At 45.7% G+C, this 18,457-nt stretch carries 15 protein-coding genes; 6 read left to right on the forward strand and 9 right to left on the reverse strand.

The features are described 5' to 3' along the window. Positions 1–66 precede the first annotated feature (66 nt). Positions 67–297, reverse strand: a complete 231-nt coding sequence (locus tag QUB66_RS11135) for a hypothetical protein (RefSeq protein ID WP_332967622.1) — start codon at positions 295–297, stop codon at positions 67–69. A gap of 256 nt (positions 298–553) precedes the next feature. On the opposite strand from QUB66_RS11135, the gene psb32 reads away from it, so the two are divergent. Next, positions 554–1,276: a photosystem II repair protein Psb32 gene (psb32, locus tag QUB66_RS11140; RefSeq protein ID WP_332967621.1), complete on the forward strand. Its 723-nt coding sequence runs from the start codon at positions 554–556 to the stop codon at positions 1,274–1,276. A 37-nt stretch (positions 1,277–1,313) separates the two neighbouring features. Here psb32 and QUB66_RS11145 read toward each other — a convergent pair whose 3' ends face one another. After that, on the reverse strand, positions 1,314–1,697 hold the full coding sequence (locus tag QUB66_RS11145) for a DUF4346 domain-containing protein (protein WP_332967620.1): 384 nt from the start codon (positions 1,695–1,697) through the stop codon (positions 1,314–1,316). 260 nt (positions 1,698–1,957) lie between these two features. Between QUB66_RS11145 and QUB66_RS11150 the strand changes: the two genes are divergently transcribed. Further along, positions 1,958–2,995, forward strand: a complete 1,038-nt coding sequence (locus tag QUB66_RS11150; RefSeq protein ID WP_332967618.1) for a DNA cytosine methyltransferase — start codon at positions 1,958–1,960, stop codon at positions 2,993–2,995. Beyond that, positions 2,940–4,043 (forward strand): hypothetical protein, encoded by a 1,104-nt coding sequence (locus tag QUB66_RS11155; RefSeq protein ID WP_332967616.1) that lies wholly within the window; start codon positions 2,940–2,942, stop codon positions 4,041–4,043. Before QUB66_RS11150 ends, QUB66_RS11155 begins: the two co-directional genes overlap by 56 nt. A 55-nt stretch (positions 4,044–4,098) precedes the next feature. On the opposite strand, the gene QUB66_RS11160 is transcribed toward QUB66_RS11155, so the two are convergent. The 4 genes from QUB66_RS11160 to QUB66_RS11175 all read right to left on the reverse strand — a co-directional run bounded on the left by QUB66_RS11160 (position 4,099) and on the right by QUB66_RS11175 (position 7,612). After that, the gene (locus QUB66_RS11160; protein ID WP_332967615.1) at positions 4,099–4,551 is read right to left on the reverse strand and encodes a hypothetical protein; all 453 of its coding nucleotides are present in this window, start codon (positions 4,549–4,551) and stop codon (positions 4,099–4,101) included. Next, positions 4,538–4,753 carry a hypothetical protein gene (locus QUB66_RS11165; RefSeq protein ID WP_332967614.1) on the reverse strand — a complete coding sequence of 72 codons (216 nt, stop codon included), beginning with the start codon at positions 4,751–4,753 and terminating at the stop codon, positions 4,538–4,540. The genes QUB66_RS11160 and QUB66_RS11165 overlap by 14 nt, the downstream gene beginning before the upstream one ends. A gap of 21 nt (positions 4,754–4,774) precedes the next feature. Then, positions 4,775–6,583, reverse strand: coding sequence for an aspartate kinase (locus QUB66_RS11170; protein ID WP_332967613.1), 1,809 nt, complete (start codon positions 6,581–6,583; stop codon positions 4,775–4,777). Positions 6,584–6,847: 264 nt separating this feature from the next. Then, positions 6,848–7,612, reverse strand: coding sequence for a Uma2 family endonuclease (locus QUB66_RS11175; RefSeq protein WP_332967612.1), 765 nt, complete (start codon positions 7,610–7,612; stop codon positions 6,848–6,850). Between the two features lie 233 nt (positions 7,613–7,845). Between QUB66_RS11175 and QUB66_RS11180 the strand changes: the two genes are divergently transcribed. From QUB66_RS11180 to QUB66_RS11190, 3 genes are all read left to right on the forward strand, one after another. Beyond that, the gene (locus QUB66_RS11180) at positions 7,846–8,505 is read left to right on the forward strand and encodes an HAD family hydrolase (RefSeq protein ID WP_332967610.1); all 660 of its coding nucleotides are present in this window, start codon (positions 7,846–7,848) and stop codon (positions 8,503–8,505) included. A 507-nt stretch (positions 8,506–9,012) separates the two neighbouring features. After that, positions 9,013–12,360, forward strand: a complete 3,348-nt coding sequence (locus QUB66_RS11185; RefSeq protein ID WP_332967609.1) for a PAS domain S-box protein — start codon at positions 9,013–9,015, stop codon at positions 12,358–12,360. A gap of 214 nt (positions 12,361–12,574) precedes the next feature. Further along, positions 12,575–13,306 (forward strand): sucrose-phosphate phosphatase, encoded by a 732-nt coding sequence (locus tag QUB66_RS11190; protein ID WP_332967608.1) that lies wholly within the window; start codon positions 12,575–12,577, stop codon positions 13,304–13,306. 204 nt (positions 13,307–13,510) lie between these two features. Here the strand turns inward: QUB66_RS11190 and QUB66_RS11195 are convergent, their stop codons facing one another. The 3 genes from QUB66_RS11195 to QUB66_RS11205 form a co-directional block, all read right to left on the reverse strand. Further along, a complete protein-coding gene (locus tag QUB66_RS11195) occupies positions 13,511–13,864 on the reverse strand; it encodes a hypothetical protein (RefSeq protein WP_265233815.1) in 354 nt (117 codons plus the stop codon). Between the two features lie 74 nt (positions 13,865–13,938). Continuing rightward, a complete protein-coding gene (locus tag QUB66_RS11200; RefSeq protein ID WP_265233816.1) occupies positions 13,939–14,247 on the reverse strand; it encodes a DUF1830 domain-containing protein in 309 nt (102 codons plus the stop codon). A 1,066-nt stretch (positions 14,248–15,313) separates the two neighbouring features. Beyond that, positions 15,314–18,319 (reverse strand): PAS domain S-box protein, encoded by a 3,006-nt coding sequence (locus QUB66_RS11205; protein ID WP_332967606.1) that lies wholly within the window; start codon positions 18,317–18,319, stop codon positions 15,314–15,316. Between the last annotated feature and the right edge of the window lie 138 nt (positions 18,320–18,457).

Consider the following 18,457-nt stretch of genomic DNA (forward strand, 5'->3'; position numbering starts at 1 on the left):
ACCAATGACTAATGACTAATGACTAATGACTACTGACTACTGCCAACTGCCAACTGCCAACTGACTTCAAAATGGCATATCGATCATATCTCCGAAAGGATGCGGTACGTCGATCGGCATTCTTCCGGGTTTTGACTCATAGTTGTCAATCCAGTTTTTCGCCAATTCCAAAGCTTCCTCCTCAGTTTTGGCATTTTGGACGGCGACGTGGCGGTTGCCGCGGCCATCCCAAACCTCGACGTAGAATACTTTCTGGGATTGAATAATCCAACCTTTATAAGTGTCTGCTGGTTCCATAGTTAAAATCTTCATTCAGTTGACAGTTGACAGTTAATAGTGACCTCTACCTGGAAGTAAGAGGATTGGATTAATGAATAGTCCGCTTTTAATTTCTCCCTACAAGGATTCCGGCTTTCAACCATTTTTTTTTGGTAAAATAATCGGGTGAGGAGTTCCACTGGCGACCTAATTGTAAATATTGCCCCGTGTAAAATGAATTTTACGGGGGTTTATATAGTATTTTTGGAAAAAAGTCAGTTTTACGGTTAACCTCATGACTAGACTCCTGAAGCAATTATTTAACTGGAGAAATTATCTCCAACCAGCGGCGGTGGCGATCGCGATCGTCCTGATCGCATCCCAAATAGCGGTATTGCCGGCATTGGCGACGGGCGTGTACGAAATGCCATTGTTGTCAGCGGGCGATCGAACTTGGGTGTTTGACAAAGGCGACGTACTCAGCCGCAGCAGCGAAAGCAATATCAGCAGTGTGCTCGACACCCTAGAACAAAAAACAGGAAAACAAGTCCGGTTTGTCACCATTCACCGCTTAGACTACGGCGAAACGACTGCCACTTTCACCGACCAACTGTTTGAACAGTGGTTTCCCGCCAAAGAAGACCAGACTAATCAAATTTTACTCGCTCTCGACACTGTTACCAACAGCGCGGCAATTCGCACCGGGGAAGGGGTGAAGTCCCTGCTAAGCGACGAAATTGCCCAGAGTGTAGCTGGGGAAACCGTGCAAGTACCGCTGCGGGAAGGTAATAAATACAACGAGGCATTTGCCGAAGCTAGTTCACGGATTGCGACTGTGATGTCGGGTGAACCAGATCCGGGCCCGCCTGAAGTTGTTGATAACATTCAAGTTGAAGGCACATTTAAGAAAGCTGAAGAAACAGACCAAGGTAATGCCACAGTTATTGTGGTTGTGTTGTTGGTGTTGGCGACAGTGATTCCAATGGTGACTTATTTCTGGTATCAAGGTTTTTCTTAAACAGTTGACAGTTGACAGTTGACAGTTGACGCTTGGACTAATCTTGAACGTATTCTCGATCGCTCAACAACGCCATTTCTGCCCGCACAAATTCCCGTCCCAGATAAGCCGCGTGATCGAACATCGTCACCGGGCTGGGGCGGGTTTCTTCTAGGATTTTGACGCAAAGTTCTTTGGCGGTTCTGCCGCTAAAAAGTGTGGACTGGCTGCGTTCTACCTTGCCGCGGGCGGGGATGGGTTTGCCGGTTTCGGGATCGACAGCGAGGCCGCGATCGTCGATAATGTTGGTGAAGTGTTTGGCGCAAATTAGGCTGGTTTCGCGATCGATGTAAATGATGAAGTAGCCGCCCGGATCGAGGTCGATGTGGCGTTTGGAGAGGTTGTCATCGATGGCGGTGAGGTTTTCCAATGTTTGACTCATGGTTGGGGAAAGGCAGTAAATAATCGCTGTTGTTTGTTTTGCTATTTCTAGTTTAGTGGGCTGCGGCGCAAGTTTGGGAGTTTTTGGGCGATCGACATTCTAGGCGATATCTGTAGACACGGCAATGCCCTGTGCGGCGCGGGGTTTTTGTTTAAATGAGTATTATTAACCGCAGAGAGCGCAGAGAACGCAGAGTGAAACAAGAGAGAGAAACAAAATATGTTATTATTGGCGGAGTAACATTTTGCATTAAATTATAAATGAAATTTATAGATTTGTTTTCAGGAATAGGAGGTTTCAGACAAGGTTTTGAAAAAAATGGCTTTCAATGCGTTTTTTCCTGCGAAATCAACGCCAAATGCCGAGAAGTTTACACAGAAAATTTCGGCGAAGTGCCTTTTGCAGACATCAGTAACATCAAGCCCCCCGATTTAGAAGACTTTGATGTTTTAGTCGCCGGGTTTCCCTGTCAACCTTTTAGCATCTGCGGCAAAAAGCTAGGCTTTGAAGATACTAGAGGTACACTATTTTTCGAGATATGTAAAATCATCAAAATCAAACAACCTCAAGTTGTTGTTCTGGAAAATGTCAAGCACTTAATCCATCATGACAAAGGAAATACCTTAAAAGTAATTATTGCGAGTCTGGAAGATTTAGGATACAGCGTGAATTACAAAATGCTAAATGCTAAAGACTTTGGAATTCCTCAACATCGTGAAAGAATATTTATTATTGCAACTAAAGGTAAAGAATTCAATTTTTCTCGACTTAAAACCAAGTTTCCTCCAAAACTCAGGGAATTTCTAGACGAGACAGGGGATTTTGAAATATTGGACAAATCCGAGTATACTTTAATTGAGTCTCCGAGAAAGCAAGATTCGGGACTTTTGTTTGTAGGTTACAGAAATAAAGGTACTTGGAAAACTGGCGTAAGGCCCAATACAGAACATTTATCGAGAGTTCACAGACAGCCTAATCGCATTTATTCGGTAGATGGAGTGCATCCGACAATTCCTTCGCAAGAAACATCTGGCAGGTTTTTTATCTACATTCCTGAGCAAGATATGGTGAGAAAGTTGACGCTGAAGGAATGTTACCGTCTTATGGGTTTTCCTGAAGATTTCAAAAGTTATCCTAGTGCGGGGGAAAGTTACAAGCAAATTGGGAATTCTGTTTGTGTACCGGTGGTGGACGCTATCGCTAAAGAAATATTAAATCAAAATTTATTGTCAAATGAGCCAAATGAACCACAAAGAAAAACTGAAGAATATATACAGCTTGTCCTCTTCAATTGCTGATATCAAGGATATTCCTCAACAATACCTTCAATATATTTTACTAATTGGTGAGCAAGCATACAAACAAAAAGGAGTCTATACCGTCTTGGTTACTCTTCTAACTCACAAGTCCTTATTCCCTGAACAGGACATCAGAAAACATCAGAGTAGTATGCTGGGTGGTTTTTCTGGAAGAACTATTGATTATTCATCTATTACACCTACATTAAAAGAATTGGGACTTCCATCTATGGCTGAAAGCGGTTGGCTCACGAGGTCTTTAGAACAACCGCATCCCTACAATTTAGATTATAAGGGAAAAATCAGCAACAAGGCCGTAAAAAAAGCATTTTTGAGCATAATTGATTATGTTGAAAGGAGACCTGAACAGGCAAATGATGTGCTTAGATTAATTTTGAATAAAGTGATTGAAGTCAAAGCTAAAAATATTGTAAATCTAGCTAAATTAGTTAATCCTGAGACTCTAAATATACTGAGTATAGTTGATTGCTTGGAAGAGCATTTTTCAACTAAATATGGAGTTCGCGGTGGCTCAAAGCTGCCTGTTCTAGCTATCTATGCCACGTACAAGTCTCTCCTGGCAGAAGTGAAAAGATATGAAAATTGTATTTTAGCACCTTTAGGCAGTCACACAGCATCTGACTTGACTTCAAGAAGTTCAGGCGACATAGAAGTATTTGATGAACAAGGGCAAATCTGTGAAGCTATTGAAGTAAAGCTTGATCGGGAAATTGACTTAACAATTGTGCGAGTAGCTTATGAAAAAATTATCAGGTTTAATCCCAAAAGATACTATATACTTTCGTGTAAAGATATTAAAGCGTCGGAAATTCAGGAAATAAACAACATCATATCTCAAGTCAGAGCAGAACACGGCTGTCAAATAATAATCAATGGAGTAATTCCCACAATTAAATATTACTTAAGATTAATTTCATTAGAAACATTTATGAGTGATTACTCTAATCTGGTTAATCTTGATACAGAGTTGCAGCCTATTCACAAGCTAAAGTGGAACGAATTAATTGAGAAATTGGGTGTTGAATAGATGGGTGCGATCCACTTCACCTCCTATAAAATACCATATCTTACAATTTTCTCAGTTACGTTTGGGAATGTTGACATACAATTATAGACGGCCTTGCCAACAAAGGGTTAAACCATTCTAGCCAATGAACTAACGTTGATGAGGAAATGATATCTTCCGAGCTATACTCCTCACTCTTTTGATGATAAACGTAAGCTCGATCGTCGGCATTAGATGGGCAGAATAACCTGACTCTACAATCAGCATTTTTATTTTGCCAAGCAAGTCTGATACTACCTGCATCGTCTGTACTTGTTGATGCTTTAGGGAAATCATTGCCCAAAACATCATAGGCTTCTACAATCAATTTCATCGCTGTCTTAAAAGCATACTCAGTTGGTCTTAAAATTCCATATTCGTCGTCGTCTTCTAAATCTAAAAGTTCCAGAAGACGTTCAACTGTCACGCGGAAGTTTGATAATCCCTTCGTGCTACTGCTATCAGTAATCTGTTCGTTAGCTACAGTCATAATATATAAATTCCTTAATGCCGATCGCCAATTTCATCTTAACACAGGCTTTTACTGCGATATTTGCCGTCAAAACTGATATCATTGGCGATCGCGCGACGAGCGATATTTGTAGGGAAACGGCACTGCCGTCTCCTCTATATTCGGTAGGGATACGGTACTGCCGTGTCCCTACCGAAAACCGCCAGTAGGGACACGGCACTGCCGTGTACTCTATATTTGATTAAGCTGGAACTTGGACTTTTTCACTTCCCGAAAGCTCAAAGGCCGCGTGAATTGCCTTCAAAGCTGTGACACCCTGTGCTTCATCCACAACGCAGCTAATTTTAATCTCAGAAGTCGCAATCATTTGAATGTTGATTTTGTGCTGCGAAAGCGCTTCAAACATCTTAGCCGCAACTCCCGGATGCGCTACCATCCCGGAACCGACAACGCTAACTTTGGCGATTTCTGTATCGACTGCTACTTCGCCCCAGCCAAATTCAACTGCTGATTTTTCCAGGACTTCTTTAGCTGCTTCTGCGTCAATTTGTGCTACGGTAAATGCAATGTCGCGTGTTAATATGCCGTCGATATTGTGACACCGCTGCGATTGAATGATCGTGTCTACGCTAATATTTTCTTCGGCTAAAAGTCCGAACATTTTTGCTGCTACTCCTGGTCGATCGGGCAATTGGCGAATTGCCAGACGCGCTTGATTGATATCCAACGCCACGGCGCGCACTGCTGGCGGTTTTTGTGACGCACAACGCAGCCCGATCGGCGAATTGGCGACATCAAAGGCTTTGCAAAGTTCGGCAACTGCCCGATCGCACTCCGCAGCATCGATCGTACAACTAACCTTCACCTCGGAAGTCGAAATCATCTGAATGTTAATCCCCGCATCCGCCAAAGTATTAAACATCTGGGCCGCTACCCTCGGACGGCCGATCATTCCCGCACCCGCAATGCTAACTTTAGCTATGGGTCTTTCTTCTGCCCTCACTTCCGGTTCCCCAAATTCTGGGCGAGAATTCTTGCCGAGGGCGGGCACGATCGCATCTGCAACCGCGACAGCTTGATTCAGAGAATTTCGCCTCACCGTAAAGGCGATATCGTTAGTATTTCCCTCGTGAATTGACTGAATAATTAAGTCTACATCGAGGTTTTGCTGTGCGATCGCCCCAAACAACCGCGCAGCTACTCCAGGACGATCGGGCAAACGCAACAACGACACCCCCGCCTGATCCAAGTCAAACTCCACCGCATCGACCGCTTTTGCGAGCTCCAAGCCCTCCAAAGGCCGAGGCTGTGGGGGTGGGGACACTACTCGCGTGCCTGGGGCGTCACTCCAGCTAGAAAGCACCACCAGCGGCACGCCGTAATTCTTGGCAATTTCTACCGCCCGCGGATGCAGGACTTTTGCGCCCAAACTCGCCAATTCCAGCATTTCGTCGCAGGTGATCTCGTCCATCAGTTGCGCGTCGGCTACCAAGCGCGGATCTGTAGTCAGAATTCCGGGAACGTCGGTATAAATTTCGCATCTGTCGGCGCGCAAGGCTGCGGCGATGGCGACTGCTGTTGTGTCGGAACCGCCACGCCCCAAGGTAGTAATTTCTAATTCTCCGGCATCGGCGATACCTTGGAAACCGGCAACGACGACGACTTTACCGCTGTTTAACTGGCTTTCAAGCCGCGCCGGATCGATTCGCAAAATCCGGGCGCGGGTGTGGGCGGCTTCGGTGACAATGCCGACTTGGGCTCCGGTGAGGGAAATTGCGGGCTGTCCCATTTCCTGTAATGCCATGCTCAAAAGTGCGATCGACACTTGTTCCCCAGTGGAGAGCAACATATCCATTTCCCGTTTGTTGGGATTTGGGGAAATTTCTTTGGCGAGTTTCACTAAACCGTCGGTGGTTTTCCCCATTGCTGAAAGTACCACGACGAGGGAGTTTCCCAGCTTTACTGTTTTGACTACTCGTTGGGCTACTTCTAGAATGCGATCGACTGTACCAACCGAGGTTCCGCCATATTTCTGAACAATTAGTGCCATAGGATTTATACAAAAGTGATGCAATACTTACCAGTTAATATACGCAAATTCTGGATTATAACCGATGTCGATCTTGTTTTTGAGGGTGGTAGCTCCCAATCAAGAAACCGGGTTTTTTGCGAGATTGAGGGTTTGAATCGAATACCTTGGCCCAAAAACCCGGTTTCTCGTCACCGATGCGTCAGTCCAAAGAAACCGGGTTTTTGGGAGATTGAAGATTTTTGGCGCATATTTTGGCGAAAAAATCCGGTTTCTGGCCACCTATTAGCTGCCTTCTAACTCTCGCAAACGCGCTTCTAAAGCTTGAATTCGCAACTCAGCTTCTATGCGCCTTTGTCGTTCTCGTTCTGCGGCCAATTCGGCTTGATCGGCCCGTTCCTCCGCCGCTGGGATCAAATTCCCGGATGTCTCCCACCAGCGCAGCCAAGGCAGTTCTACGCCCTGATACACTCCTTGCCAAATACCTAATTCTACTCCTATTTGGGCGATCGGGTAATGTCCGCGATTATTTGGTGCGGCTAACTCGAAGCGGTCTTCGACTAAATGATAGACTTCAACTTGGGCTTTTTTAACTTCATAAATCCCGTAAAAAGCAGGGCGAATTATCCGCTCGTAAATCCAGAATTTGCCTTTGCGAGGAGTCGTATCTCTTTCTTCGCTGCCATCGCCGGACACAAATTCTAGTACAATCAGAGGTGGCATTAATTCCCGCCACATCACATAGGAACGGCGGAGATTTCCGTCAAGTGTTGGCGGCACGTCGGGCACGTAAAACCAATCGGGTGCTTCGGCTCCTTTTTCTGGCGGTTCCGGGGGTTGGGCTACTCGCCAGTAAATACCGGAATCTTGACCGATGCAGTATTGTCCGTCGGGATGAACTTGGTCTAAAATCGGTCTAATTGATGTTGTTAATAGGATGCTTTGAGGGTGTTCTTGAAAATTTTTCACAAAAGTACCGTCGGAGTCTGGTAATTGAGTGTGGTCTGGAAAGTCTGTTGCTAGAAAATCTGGTTTTTTGGTGACATTCATCTTGACCTCTTGAATGTTGAAAGATTATACTTATAGCAGTGGACATTGGACAGTTGACAGTTGCACAGTACGGGAATTCAACCATTTATGCTTTGACGGGTATCGTCTCTATTTATGAGGTTATTTATGTCATAACCGATATCGCGCTTGCTATATAATTGGTGGATTAGATATGGATAATGCTATTGTATCAGAGAAAACCGGGTGTTGCTATATGGGAGATTTTCAGGAAGATGAGTCAGTATAAGTTAATTATTTTCGATTTCGACGGTACCTTGGCAATTACTCACAAAGCTATTGTATATTGCTTTACCAAAACTTTTGAAATTTTCAATATTGATCCGCCTGCTGCTGAGACAATTCAAGCGACGATCGGGATAAATTTATCAAATAGTTTCAAAATCCTGCATCCGACGATCGAGGAAAGCGCAATTCCCCAATGGGTGGAAACTTACCGCTCTTTTTATCGGACAGAAGGTGAAAAGCAGCTCGATTTATTTCCGGGAACTAAGCAAGTTTTGCAGTTGGCGAGCAAGTCGGGATTGAGTATGGGTGTTTTTAGCAACAAGCACGTTAATTTTGTTAACTTATTTTTGGAAAAGTTGAGAATTCACGGTTATTTTGATTTAATTTTAGGTGATGACGGACAAATTATTCAAAAACCAAATCCGAGTGTTTTTCACTCGATTATTAAACCGCTGTTCCCGGATTTGGATAACAGTCAAGTTTTAATGGTTGGCGATTCGGCGGTTGATTTGTTGTTTGCGAAAAATGCTGGGATAGATGTTTGTTGGGCGGTTTACGGATATGGCGATCGCGCTGAGTGTCTCGCTTTAGAACCGACTTTTGCGATCGACAAAATTTCGGAACTTGCTGCGATAATTCAAAATTAATCTTGAGTCGGTTTGTTTCAGAAGAAGTTCAATTATTTTGTTAAATAAAATAATTACAGCACTTACCAGGTAATCTCAAAAATCTGGTTTAAACAGATTTCCTCTAAAAAGTTTTAGTTTTTTAGATAAAAACCGTTTAAAATTGCAAGTTCTGAATAAAAAAAATATTTAAAGATAGCCGGAGTTTTTTGGGTTCATTAGAAACAATTAGCGGCGCGAACCGGTAAGCGGCGCGAAGCCTGCCAAGTAAACCATACCAGAGATAGAGATATCCTAGCAACAACTATTATAAATTAGCAGGTAGGAGTCGTTTGAAGGCACAAAGCAGAAGGCTCAAAGCAGAAGAAAAGAAAAACGAGGGAGACTAGAGTTTTTCTAGGTATGATTTATGGCCCAAATTATGCATAATCGCCTTCTAACTTGTGGCTGCGGAAAACAGGGCAATTCTGTTGAACTTTGGGGTGCAGTCAGTCAGAACCGACAAGAAACTCAATCTATAAAAAACTCATGCAGATCGATAATATAAGTATTCCTTCTGAAACGCTATCGCCGACTCGCACTGGTGGGAATCCACCGAATTTAATAGAAGAAGTATGGAGGCTGTACGATCGCGCCCTGGCAGCTACTAGCAACGGCATCGCGATCGCGGACGCCCGACAGCCCGACAAACCAATAGTCTACTGCAACCCGGCTTTCGAGCGGATTACAGGCTACGATCGCAGCGAAATCATCGGGCACAACTGCCGCTTCCTGCAAGGCCCGGATACCGATCGCGCAGCAGTCGCTCAAATCCGCGTAGCCCTTCAAGAACAACACGATTGCAAAGTCGTTCTCAAAAACTACCGTAAAGACGGAACCCCCTTCTGGAACGAACTCACCATCTCGCCGGTGCGCGACAGCAGCGGGACTGTCACCCACTTCATCGGCGTCCAATCGGATATCAGCGATCGCAAGCAAGCAGAAGAAGCGCTGCAACAAGCCGAAGAAAAATACCGCAGCATCTTTGAAAACGCCACCGAAGGCATATTTCAAACCGCCCCAGACGGGCGCTACCTCAGCGCCAACCCCGCACTCGCCCGAATGTACGGCTACGATTCCCCGTCAGAACTGATCGCAAAATGTTCGGCAAAAAACCTTTACGCCGATCGCACCCGCCGCGCTGAATTCATCGCCGAAATCACCCGCGTCGCCTCCCTGAAAGAGTTTGAGTCCTGCGTCGGCCGCGCTGACGGCAGCACTACCTGGATCTCGGAAAACGTGCGCGAAGTCCGCGACAAAGCAGGCGAACTCCTTTACTACGAAGGAACTGTTGCCGAAATCGCCGATCGCAAAGCAGCCGAAGCAGCCCTGCGCGATCGAGAATACTGGCTGAAAACCGCGATCGATGCCGTGCCCGATGCCATCAACCTCACAGACGGCGAGGGGCGCTGGCTGATTGCTAACGACTGCGCCCTCAAACTTTTGGGCTGGGAAACCGCAGATTACCAAGGCAAAACAACTGCCGAACTCGCAGCAGCAGCCGATCCCAGAGTCAGAGACATCCTCCTAAGTTGGCAGGAAACCGACGAAACTACCTGGGAAGCAGGCACTCTTACCTCCAGCAGCCAAATTGTCCCCTTACCCACAGGCGGCAGCAATTTGTTTGAAGTGCGGAAAGTGCCGCTGTACAACCCCGACGGTTCCCGCAAAGGCATGGCAGTGGCGGGGCGGGACATCACCCAGCAAGTGGAAGCTGAAGCAGCTTTGCGCGAAAGCGAACAGCGGTTTCGGGCAATTTTTGAACGCGGTGCGATCGGCATGGCAGTCGCTACTCTCGAAGGTATGGCGATCGCCACTAATCCGGCATTTCAAGCTATGCTGGGGCGATCGGAAGCCGAACTGCGGGGGGTGGATATCGACTCCTGCGTGCACCCGGAAGACGCACAAGCTTCGCGCCAGTTGCGCCGGCAGTTGGCCCAGGGCGATCGCCAAGCTTACCAAATCGAGAAGCGCTATCTCCGCCCTGACGGTAGCATCAGGTGGGGACGCCTCACCGCCTCTGTCATCGACAACAGCCAGGGAATGCCACAGTTTATTCTGAAAATGGTGGAGGATATTACCGATCGCAAACAAGCCGAGTCAGCTTTATCGCAAAATGAGGCTAAGTGGCGATCGCTGATTCTCAACAGTTCCGACATCATTACTATTCTCGACGAGGGCGGTGGCATTGTTTACGAAAGCCCTTCTGTAGAAACAGTCTTGGACTACGAACCAGAGGAACTGATTGGTCGAATGGTTCTCGATTTCATTCACCCTGACGACCTTCCCTCGGTGATTTCCTATCTCCAACAATTGATCGCAAATCCCGGCGATCCCATCGCCGTAGAAGGTCGGTTCCGGCGCGTTGACGGTTCTTGGTGTTTTCTCGAAGGAGTCGGCATTAACCTGCTAGCAGACCCCGCTGTGAGGGGAATTGTGCTCAACTCCCGCGACATGACGGCGCGCAGGCAAGCAGAATACCGCCTCAGCAAAATCAACGAGTGTTTTTTGGGATTCACCACCGATGCTGCTGACAATATCCAACGCCTGACAACCTTAGCCGGCGAGCTTTTGGGCGGAAGCTGCGCCGTCTACAGCCACGTCGGTGGCGGGCTGCTGCGGGCGATCGCAACTTGGCAAACGCCGCCTGACTACCCGGAGGTCGATCGCGCCGAAGGACACATCTGCACCGATGTCTGCCACCAAGCCAGCGATCGGGCTGTGGCAATTCCTGACTTGCAGAACACGATCTACGGCCAAAGCGATCCCGCTGTCATCCGCTACGAACTCAAAAGCTATCTGGGACAAGCAGTGCGGCGCGGCGACGATTACGTCGGTTCGGTGTGCGTTATCTACACCGAACCGATCGCGGCCACAGAAGCCGACTGCAAGCTGATCGGAATTATTGCTGGGGCGATCGGAGTTGAGGAAGAACGGGCCGCTTCTGTTGCGCGCGATCGGCAAAAATCCCAGGAATTGCAAACAGCTTTGCACGAATTGCAACAAACTCAAATGCAGTTAGTCCAAACCGAAAAAATGTCTTCCCTCGGACAAGTCCTAGCAGGAATTGCCCACGAAATTAACAACCCAGTTGGCTTTGTCGCCGGCAACGTCTGCCACGTCCGCGGCTACGTCCTCGATTTGTTAGAAATCGTGCAGATGTATCGAGAAGAATGTCCAAATCCCCCAGCCAAAATTCAGAAAAAAGCCGAAGATATAGACTTAGAATTTCTCGCAGAAGACCTGCCGAAATTGCTCAACTCGATGCACACAGGATGCGATCGAATCGTAGAAATTATTCAAACTCTGCGTAATTTTTCGCGGGCGGACGAAGCGAAATTTAAGCCTGCCGACATTCATGAAGGTTTAGAAAGTACCTTGTTAATGTTGAACAGTAGGCTGAAAGCCAAGGCAAAATGGGAGGGTATTAAAGTAATCAAAGAATACGGAGAACTGCCGAAAATACCATGTCATCCCGGACAGCTAAATCAGGTATTTATGAATATATTGGCAAATGCGATCGATGCCTTGGAAGAAAGCAGCAGCCAAGCCAAAAACACCCCCAATTCAAGTGGTCTAACAATTACCATTAAAACTGAAACGATTGATGACAAGAGCATTTGCATTCGGATCAAAGACAACGGTCTGGGAATTCCCCAAGATAATATCGTGCGTTTATTTGACCCATTTTTTACCACAAAGCCCGTAGGTAAAGGCACTGGTTTGGGTTTGTCAATTTCGCATCAAATTGTCGTGGAAAAACACAACGGCAAATTGCAGTGCCTCTCGGAACCTGGTAAAGGCACTGAATTTATCATCGAACTTCCAATTCGCTGATATTCGGACGCAGGCGAGATATCAGATCGTCTCCGTTTGATTACCAAAACAAAAACGGTTTGTAGTGCGTCCTGGCGTCCGCAGCGAGAGCGTCCTGGCGTCCGCAGCGAGAGCGTCCTGGCGTCCGCACTACGAACCAGATCGATCGCAGTCAATCGATCGGACATGATATCATTAATCACTGATGACTGCTGACTATTGACTAATGCCAAAAATGAAGTTTTTATTAGTTACAGATTTAGACAATACGCTAGTGGGAGATGACGAAGCCACTCAAGTTTTCAACCAGCGCTTGCAATCTATGCGATCGCAAATTTGTTTGGTTTACGCTACCGGGCGTTCTCATGCTTCAACTTGCGAATTAATTGCCCAAAAACAACTGCTAGCACCAGACTCTACGATCGCAGGTGTAGGTAGCGAAATTTACCAAGACGCAACCCTGGATTTAGATTGGGCGGAACATCTTTCTCAAGACTGGGATAAAATGGCGATCGCCTCGTTAGCTCAGCAGTTTCCCCAGCTTCAACCCCAATCCCTCAAAGAACAAAATCCTTGGAAAATCAGTTATTGTCTAGAACCAGCAGCAGAAAACAGCTCAATTATCCAGGAATTGCAGCAAAAGTTAACCGGATCGGGACTGGCAGCTCAAATTATTTTTAGCAGCAATCGCGACGTAGATATCTTACCACAAACTAGCAACAAAGGTAATGCCCTAACTTATTTACAAAAGCGCCTGCAAATTCCATCTGAGGCAACATTAGTTTGCGGCGATTCTGGCAATGATATCAGTATGTTTGAACAAGATGTTCGGGGAGTAATCGTTGCTAACGCTATGTCAGAGCTCTTAGCATGGCATCGCGAATGCGGCACTGAAAATCATTATTTAGCTGGCTCTGCTTGCGCTGGGGGAATCATCGAAGGAATAACATATTTTTGGGGATTTTGATTGCATAAGATCAGATTTAGTTCGCAGTTCTGATTTCAGTCATTATCAAAATTAGAGGACTGAAATCCGAACGATCAAACGCACTCCAAGCACAGTCCGCAAAACCTTAAAATCTATATCGCGATCGATCGCACAGACAATTCTAGCTCGATCGACCAACTAAGAGTGCCGAGGCGATCGGCATTTGGGCTCAATTACCACAGACTATCTAAACCAACTAGCAACTCTCGCATCGAATTTAACTTCTTCAGGAAGGCGGTAATCGACCTTCTGATAGGTGTGCAGCAAGTCGCAAATGCCAGTATGAATCAAATTTTCTATCTGTAGCAACTGTTCTGAAGAACAGCGAACCTGACTTGTGTGGTTCGCCACAGACTCGCCGAAGTCGATCGCAGTATACTTATTAGGAACTCGGCTCAGCACATAAGCAATTAAATCCTGCCGCCACCCAGAGTGTGAAAAAGCCTGTTGGTACGGATAGTGGGGATAAGACTCCAAGATAGTTTCTACTTCTTTTGTGACTACGCCCAAGGTGATATTGACAAGATGTTTCTGCATTTTTTCTTTCCCCAAACACTACTTAACTAATATCTTTGTTTCCGATATCCAGTTCGTCTTATTTCTCCTGAATTTTAGCGTGTTAATACCGCATATTTTTCTTCGGAAATAACCCGATCGAACTCATAACTTACCTCTTCTATAACCCGCAGCACGTAGCACGGAATCTTGTCCGATAAAATAGCACTTGCTACCGCGCCAGTGTGAATTTCTAATACTGCTTCAACCGCAGCTTCAAACATCAGTCGCTGTCCAGGAAACATCACTCTTTCAAAGCACCAATTAGGAATGTTACCAATCCGCACCACCTGAATTTGGTTGGTAATATTTGCGTAATAGCACAAAATTTTGCTGTTACCTTGAGAAGATAGCTGATATGACATTTGAGAAATCTCCACACTCTCTAAAAAACTTACTCAGACTTCGCTTTGCCTATTGGTGGCAATTGCCAGTTTTGCTATTGACAGAATGACAGACTTATTTTCGGGGCGTTATTCGACAGTGTTAATCACATCAACCGTTATTAATTTATTTTTGATTGATTTTTCCTGCCAACACTTAGAAGACTTGCACAGAAACCCTTCCAGGTGAAAAAAATCGGTTTGTTTGGTATGCAGTGCCTAATTCCTGACTGATTCAGGTTGGTTGTGCGATCGCACTCCTTAAAATTGAAAGTATCGTCACTGAACCGAACTCTTCTGACAACAGGTTCGTTCTTTGGCAGCCGGATGCTGCTGAGATTGGTACTTTCAACTCAAGAACCTTCTATAAACATTATCTAAAAAATATGAGGAAATTATGAAGAAAATGATTGTTTTAAATTAATATACTTTGAGCGAAGCATGGATTGTAACACTTAGGCAGAAATTGGGTTTTTTACCAAAAAACTTTGCTGCATTACGGAGTATTGGTTAAACAACTTGGTTTATTCAGGGACTTGTGTGTAACTTATAGAACATCTTGTGTCTATGTAAATACGGCGGCGGGCGATCGGCTTTACGATCAACAAAAAACCCCGACTCCCTGAAGTTGTCTCTGGAATTTCTAGAGAATCAGGGTTGGAAGTAACCAATCACCGATCGATCTCAAAGCTAAATCAAAAAAATGAGGAAATTCTGAAAACAGCCACCAAAACCAGAACTTTCCGGCACGCACAAACCCGCCTTAGTAACATAATTTCGAGATTTTTGCAAGAGACAAATAGCTAGAAACCGGATTGGCGATCGTCATCCGACTTTAAATTCCCCTTAATTCTTCAGTCGGCGCAGCCCGACTTTGTTTGTATTGACGCGATTGAAATCGCCGAATTTTTTCTTCAGTCGGCGCACGCAGACTTCGTTTTTGTAGACGCGATTTCAATCGCCGAGTTTTATCTTTTCGGCAGTTCAAGCTGTCAACTGTCAACTGTCAACTGTCAACTGTTAACTGTCAACTGTCAACTGTCAACTGTCAACTGAATGAACCTTCCCCTTCCAGCGGTGCAGGTACTGTGAAATAGAAACTCGTGCCTTCAGAGACAACACTTTCGGCCCAAATTCTGCCACCGTGCTGCTGCACAATGCTGCGACAGATAGCCAAACCCAAACCCGTACCTCCTTTTTGGCGAGAGTCAGAAGCATCTACCTGTTGAAATCTGCCAAAGATAGTTTCTAGTTTATCAGCAGGAATTCCCCGCCCTCGATCTTTGACTTCAAATAAAACCCGTGAAGCGTAGCCATCCCGTAGGGAATCGCCCAAATCATCAACCCTGACAGTTACTGTACTCCCCGGAGCCGAAAATTTAATCGCATTGCTCAACAAATTTACCAGCAGTTGCACAATCCTGTCCGGGTCAGCCCAAATTTTTGCCAACGAGGGCAAAATCGACAAATTAATCTTATTCTCAGCAGCCACAGACATCACAGCTTCCGCAGACTTCTGCATCAAAACCTGCGCATCGCACAACTCCTTAACAATAGTAAATTCGCTCGAATCGAGCCGCTCTAAATCAAGCATATCGTTGACCAAACGCACTAAGCGTTGGGTCTGGTTAGACGCAATTTGTAACATCTTTTTGGCAGTTTCCGGTCGATCGTTCAGCACCCCAGCCGCCAGCAAACCTAAAGAACCGTGAATTGAGGCAAGTGGGGTTCGCAGTTCGTGGCTGACAATGGAAATAAACTCATTTTTTATTTTTTCAATTGCCCGACTTTCTGTGATATCTGTGACTGTGCCGACGTGACCGATTAGTTGACCTCCGTCGGTAAAAATCGGAGCTGTTTTAACCAGACAAAACCGGATTGTTCCGGAGGGCTGGATGTGGCGGAATTCGCAGAGAAATTCCCCATCTAACGATCGCGATTCCGACCACTTAGACCGAATTAGTTTAATGTCTTCGGGGTGAACAAACCGCATCCAGCCGTTTCCTAAAGCTTCTGTCGCTGTGAAGCAGCCAATTACTTGACAGCGGGGATTTGTATAGATACATTTCCCCTCAGCATCGATTTGGAAAATGCCGACGGGGGAACTCTCGCTCAGAGAGCGAAATAAAGCTTCGCTTTCCCGGAGTTCTGCTTGAGAGGTTTCTAGTTCTCTGGTTCGCTGCAAAACTCGCATTTCTAACAGTTCGTTGAGCTGTTGGAGGGCTGCTTCAGCTTCTTTGCGATCGCTAATATCGCGCTGCACCGCCACCCAATGGGTAAACCAACCGCTTTCGTCTGCGATCGGCACAATGCTCAATTCTACCCAAAATTCCGTCCCATCTTTGCGGTAATTGATCAAGTCAGCCCGCACCGGCTGCCAATTTTTCAAAGCTCTCCGAATGCGATCGAGACTTGCCCGATCTGTTTTTTCTCCTTGCAAGATGCGCAGCGTTTTGCCCAAAACTTCTTCTAGCGTATAGCCACTCATCCGTGTGAAAGCTGGGTTGGCATACAGAATTCGCGGGCCCGATGCGTTAATCGGTTCAGCTTCCGTAATTAACACGGCGTCGTTAGTCGTAGTGATTGCTGATTCCAACAGCCGCAACTGTAATTCTTTAGCTTTGCGATCGGTAATTTCTGTAACTGTCCCCACCATCCGCACTGCATCGCCTGCTTCGCTGTAAAAAAACTTACCTTTCCCCTCAATCCAGTGAATGCTGCCGTCCGACCAAATCACGCGGTATTCCTGAAAGTAATCTACTGGCTGGGTCAAGGTCTGATTTATAGCATTCTCAATACTTTTTAAATCTTCTGGGTGAACGCGAGCTGCAAAACTTTGATAAGTTCCGGCAAAAGTTCCCGGGGCCAACCCAAACAACTCTTCGTGTTCCCTCGACCAAACAATGAGATTTTTCTGCACGTCCCAGTCCCAAAATCCAATTTTGGTAGCCGACAAAGCTAAGCTGAGCTGCTGATTCATTTTCCGCAACTCAATGCTAGTAATAGCAACTCGAAGTTCTCCGGCGATTTCAATTTCGCATGGCTGCCAAGGCAAAGATTTTAACCTCACAGTTTCTTGCCACAACTCAAAAGAAGTACGAGGAGACATCAATGGGGTGCCATCTGGTTTAAGATCAATTGGCCAATCTGGTTTGCCAGCCCAGTTGATAGTTTGAATTGCTTCGGGACGGAACCACAAAATGTAATAATTTTTCATCTCGGATATGGCGAGCACCAGCAAACCGCTAGCAACTTTTTTAAAGTTATCGGATGGCGGATACAGTTGTGAGAGACAATCTGTATAAAAAACATCATTATTTATTTGAGTTTTGATCCAAGTAAGTAATTTTTTGATTTCTCCCAATTCCGGGGTTTTGCCGATGGTGATTATATTTTCATTGGCACACACAACTGCACCGGTAGCGCCCATTAATGCCAGCAATTCATCTGGGGATTTAAGTAAACCTTCTACAAAGGAGTTTTCTTGAGAAATTTCCGCGATAAATTTATGGCAAATTTCTTTGAGATAAATTGCATAGTCCCGGTCTTCGCTATCTTGTTTGTAGCTGAGTTCTAGATTCACAAACTTTGCTATCAGTTCGCAAGCCGTTCTGGTTTCGTAGTTGACATACTTTGCTGTTGGGTGGTGACAGGCGAGCAATCCCCAGACTTTTCGATCTTTGATTAATGTCACGGTCATGCTAGCGCCAATGTTCATATTTTTGAGATATTGAACGTGGCAAGGCGAAACTGTTCTCAACAAGGAGAATCCCAGATTCAGGGGGCGACCAGTCAGCGGATTGCAGTCAGGAATTAGTTCTACAGGCTGATAGTGAATATCGGGAATAAACCGAATTAAATTCATACTGAACTGCTTTCTTGCCTGCGGGGGAATATCGGCAGCCGGATAGTGCATTCCCAATAAAGGAGCCAAATTTTCTACTTTGTCTTCGGCGATGACTTCCCCGGCACCGGTGGCATCAAATTGATAGACGATCGCGCGATCGAACCCAATCATCCTCCGCACCTCTTCAACCACTGTCTGACACAGCACTTGCAAGTTGGGTGTGTTGTGGATTTTGTCGATCGGCTTTTGGACTAAATGATAAGAATTGGGTAGTGCCCTGAAGGAAAGGATCAGAGTACGTTATGATTAGAGAAGTGTTTGCCATAGCGTGATATGACATTAGAA

Source organism: Microcoleus sp. A2-C3, from assembly GCF_036706065.1.
Classification (GTDB): domain Bacteria; phylum Cyanobacteriota; class Cyanobacteriia; order Cyanobacteriales; family Microcoleaceae; genus Microcoleus.

Coding starts and splice junctions, on each gene's coding strand:
- QUB66_RS11170 (WP_332967613.1), bottom strand. CDS start 6,583: ATGGCACTAATTGTTCAGAAATATGGCGGAACCTCGGTTGGTACAGTC.
- QUB66_RS11180 (WP_332967610.1), top strand. CDS start 7,846: ATGAGTCAGTATAAGTTAATTATTTTCGATTTCGACGGTACCTTGGCA.
- QUB66_RS11160 (WP_332967615.1), bottom strand. CDS start 4,551: ATGACTGTAGCTAACGAACAGATTACTGATAGCAGTAGCACGAAGGGA.
- QUB66_RS11190 (WP_332967608.1), top strand. CDS start 12,575: ATGAAGTTTTTATTAGTTACAGATTTAGACAATACGCTAGTGGGAGAT.
- QUB66_RS11185 (WP_332967609.1), top strand. CDS start 9,013: ATGCAGATCGATAATATAAGTATTCCTTCTGAAACGCTATCGCCGACT.
- QUB66_RS11150 (WP_332967618.1), top strand. CDS start 1,958: ATGAAATTTATAGATTTGTTTTCAGGAATAGGAGGTTTCAGACAAGGT.
- QUB66_RS11200 (WP_265233816.1), bottom strand. CDS start 14,247: ATGTCATATCAGCTATCTTCTCAAGGTAACAGCAAAATTTTGTGCTAT.
- psb32 (WP_332967621.1), top strand. CDS start 554: ATGACTAGACTCCTGAAGCAATTATTTAACTGGAGAAATTATCTCCAA.
- QUB66_RS11175 (WP_332967612.1), bottom strand. CDS start 7,612: ATGAATGTCACCAAAAAACCAGATTTTCTAGCAACAGACTTTCCAGAC.
- QUB66_RS11195 (WP_265233815.1), bottom strand. CDS start 13,864: ATGCAGAAACATCTTGTCAATATCACCTTGGGCGTAGTCACAAAAGAA.
- QUB66_RS11145 (WP_332967620.1), bottom strand. CDS start 1,697: ATGAGTCAAACATTGGAAAACCTCACCGCCATCGATGACAACCTCTCC.
- QUB66_RS11135 (WP_332967622.1), bottom strand. CDS start 297: ATGGAACCAGCAGACACTTATAAAGGTTGGATTATTCAATCCCAGAAA.
- QUB66_RS11155 (WP_332967616.1), top strand. CDS start 2,940: ATGAACCACAAAGAAAAACTGAAGAATATATACAGCTTGTCCTCTTCA.